2 protein-coding genes are annotated in these 2,974 nt (G+C 55.1%); one reads left to right on the plus strand and one right to left on the minus strand.

Annotated features, from left to right (window positions below; genetic code table 11):
• Window positions 1-450 precede the first annotated feature (450 nt).
• The gene (locus ACRESJ_RS14780; RefSeq protein ID WP_431758551.1) at window positions 451-2,181 is read left to right on the plus strand and encodes a fibronectin type III domain-containing protein; all 1,731 of its coding nucleotides are present in this window, start codon (window positions 451-453) and stop codon (window positions 2,179-2,181) included.
• A 22-nt stretch (window positions 2,182-2,203) separates the two neighbouring features.
• On the opposite strand, the gene ACRESJ_RS14785 is transcribed toward ACRESJ_RS14780, so the two are convergent.
• A complete protein-coding gene (locus tag ACRESJ_RS14785; RefSeq protein ID WP_431758552.1) occupies window positions 2,204-2,845 on the minus strand; it encodes a DUF1345 domain-containing protein in 642 nt (213 codons plus the stop codon).
• Window positions 2,846-2,974 lie beyond the last annotated feature (129 nt).

Here is a 2,974-nt window from a genome sequence, read left to right on the forward strand (position 1 = left end):
GTCAGTTAAGGCATTTGTAGGAGCGAGCTTGCTCGCGAAAAACTTCAGGACGCCGCGTTCATTCAGAATTTCCGCGTTATCGTTAACGTTTTTCGCGAGCAATCGAGCGTCGACCGGCTGCTCCTACAGTTGACCTTCATCGCTTAACTGATTGGCATTAGGGCTCGCCATAACACTTTTGAGCCGCGGCGCCACTATCAGTTCTGATAGTTATGCAATGAGTTGGGGTGTGATTGAGTAGTGAGCATCTTGACCTGAGCGCAGAAGCACCAAATGAGGCCATCCGTAGAAGGCGAAATAGAGCCTCATTTTCAGAGACGCATTTGCGCTCCAGGGAACCTGCGCATTTGGCGAACATCCTCAACCACTGCTTTGCTTGGTTGGGATGAGTTCTATTCAAGTTGCAGCCTGTGTCCGGATGCCATTGGGTTCGAGGTAACGGGTGATGCAATGACAACGAAGAGTGTCACCCATTCGCCCTGTGAAATAACGGCGTTGAAACACGATACGGAGTACCTGTTCCATGTCACCGCCAAAGCCGCGGGGAACAATGTTTCAGATGTCAGCAGTTGTCGCCTGTTCAAACTTCAGGTTCCGGGGAAACCGGATTTTCCAAAACTGCTGAACGCGACGTCTACTTCGTTGAGCGTATGTTGGGCGGCTACAAATCCGGGCTTTGAAGGCACACGCTACAGAGTGTATCTAAACGGATTTCTCGTTACACAGGTGACCGAGCCTCAAGTCAGCCTCACCCACTTGCAAAGTCATACTGACTACCGGGTTGACGTGCGAGCGGTCAACGACGCGGGCATTTCCGAGCCCCGTGGCGCAACCTTCAAGACCAGGTTGCGCACTCCCGGCAACTTGCGCTTCAGTCAACGAAATGGCCTCTGCAGGTTGGCGTGGAACCCGGTTTTCAAGCAGTTTCCCAGTCATGAAATTTCTATCAATGACCGTGTTTTCACCACGCTACCGGGCCGCTGGGGTTTCAATTTCCGGCTGGCCGACGTGTCATCGGGAACTGCGCCGCACCACCTGAAGTTCGCGGTACATGCCAGGCAGGATGGGGAAACGTCCGACGTTGCGCTGTTTGAAACAACCGTCGCTGATGACATTCCTCCAGCACGGCCCGTGGCACCGATTGTCATCGACATCACCGACATCGGTGCAACGCTGAACTGGGAGCCCTCCAGTGATGTCGACGTGAGCGGCTATGAAGTCATCTTGAACGGGGTGCTGGTTTTTCCGACCCTCAACACACACTTCACCTTCACAAAGTTGACCAGCGGCGCTTATCACTGGGTAGCCGTGCGTGCCAGAGACAACGAAGGGAACACATCGGGATACAGCCCGATCAGTGTCTTCAAAACCACCGGACAGGCGCCTTCACCAAAGCCGCCACCGCCAGTGGTGAGTATCACGGCTTTGACCTCCACTTCAGCCCGAATGGAATGGCGATACCAGGATAACTTTGCATATTCCGGTGCAAGAATCATGATCAATGAAGAGCACTTCGCAGATGTGCTCTTAATGCCTGGCGTCGTATTGCAGAACTTGACCCCGGATACCGAGTACTCGATCAGCGTCTCGACTTTTGATGTATACGGACAAATCTCCGAGCCGACGCTATTGGTGCATGAACCCCGGGATGTCACCACGCCGACGACGCCCGCAAATCTGCGCGCTGCGGATGTGACCGCTGATACGGTCACGCTGAAGTGGGAGGCGTCAAACGATGATGTCGGTATTTCCGAATATGTGATTTACAACAATCGTGAATACTTCGACAGCACGCCGTTGCTGGAGTATTTGGCCGTAGATTTATTGCCCGGCATCTACCAGTTTGAGGTGTGTGCCATTGACCTTTCTGGCAATGCTTCTTCACCGGCGGCCTTGAATGTTGGCGTCGCAGTGCCGTTGTTCAGCGCTCCCCGCAACTTGCGCTTCAGGCATGCAGGTTTGATATCCATCCTGGAATGGAATGCGCCCGTGAATATGGGGAGTGTCTCGCGCTACCACATCGTTTTGACGGGGCCGAACGCGGATATTCGCGCTTATGAAGTGTCTCTACCCATACTCAGACCACTCTTGTTTCCCCGCACACGTTATGAGGTCAACATTACAGCGGTGAACGAAAATGGATATTCGTTGCCATTGATAACGCAGATCACCACTTACTGACATGGGACCGAACACCACTCGGTTACCCAAACAGCCCGGCAGCGATATTGATCGAGAACCCGAGAATGGCCGTGTTGAACAAGAACCCGATCAACGATTGCGCCAGCACGATCTTGCGCAAGTCCCTGGTCGCCACGCCAACGTCCGAAGTCTGCACCGCCACGCCGATGGTGAACGAGAAGTACAGGAAGTCCCAGTAGTTGGGCGTCGTCAGCCCTTCAGCAAACCGCAGCGCCGGTTCCTTGCCTTCACAGGTGTAGAACAGGCGTGCGTAGTGCACGCTGAAAATCACCCCGATCAGCAGCCAGGAGCCAATCACGGTCAAGGCGGTGAAGCCGTAGTGCAACAGCTTGGGAACGGTTGGCAGTGCTTTGCTGCCGTACAGTTCAAAACCGATGGTCGCCAGGCTGGCGATCGCGGCGATGCACACCACCAGCAGCACCAGGCCGGCATTCTCGTCTTCGATGTCGGCGATGCGCTTCACGTCCGCGGCTTTAGAATGGGCGGCGAGCCAGATCATCAAGACCAGATAGGTCCAGACTCCGATGTTCCAGCCAATGAGGATTTTGCCGATGACCGAATCCGCTGGCGCCAGGATGCTTGCCGCGATGCCCAGCGTCGTGGCGGCGGACAGGCGAGGATGGGTGTGGGTGAGGAAGGGCATGGGGGCTCGGTGGGGAGAGGGTATGTAAGCACCTTAGCCCAGCACAACAGCATGGCCAACACCGAACCTCTGTAGGAGCGAGCTTGCTCGCGAAAAACCTCAAGGCGCCGCGATCAGTCAGGATGCTTG

Origin of the sequence: Pseudomonas sp. (genome assembly GCF_050739655.1) — a bacterium.
GTDB lineage: Bacteria > Pseudomonadota > Gammaproteobacteria > Pseudomonadales > Pseudomonadaceae > Aquipseudomonas.

Bases quoted from the DNA above. Each gene is read 5' to 3' on its own strand.
- ACRESJ_RS14785 (WP_431758552.1), bottom strand. From the start codon at position 2,845: ATGCCCTTCCTCACCCACACCCATCCTCGCCTGTCCGCCGCCACGACG.
- ACRESJ_RS14780 (WP_431758551.1), top strand. From the start codon at position 451: ATGACAACGAAGAGTGTCACCCATTCGCCCTGTGAAATAACGGCGTTG.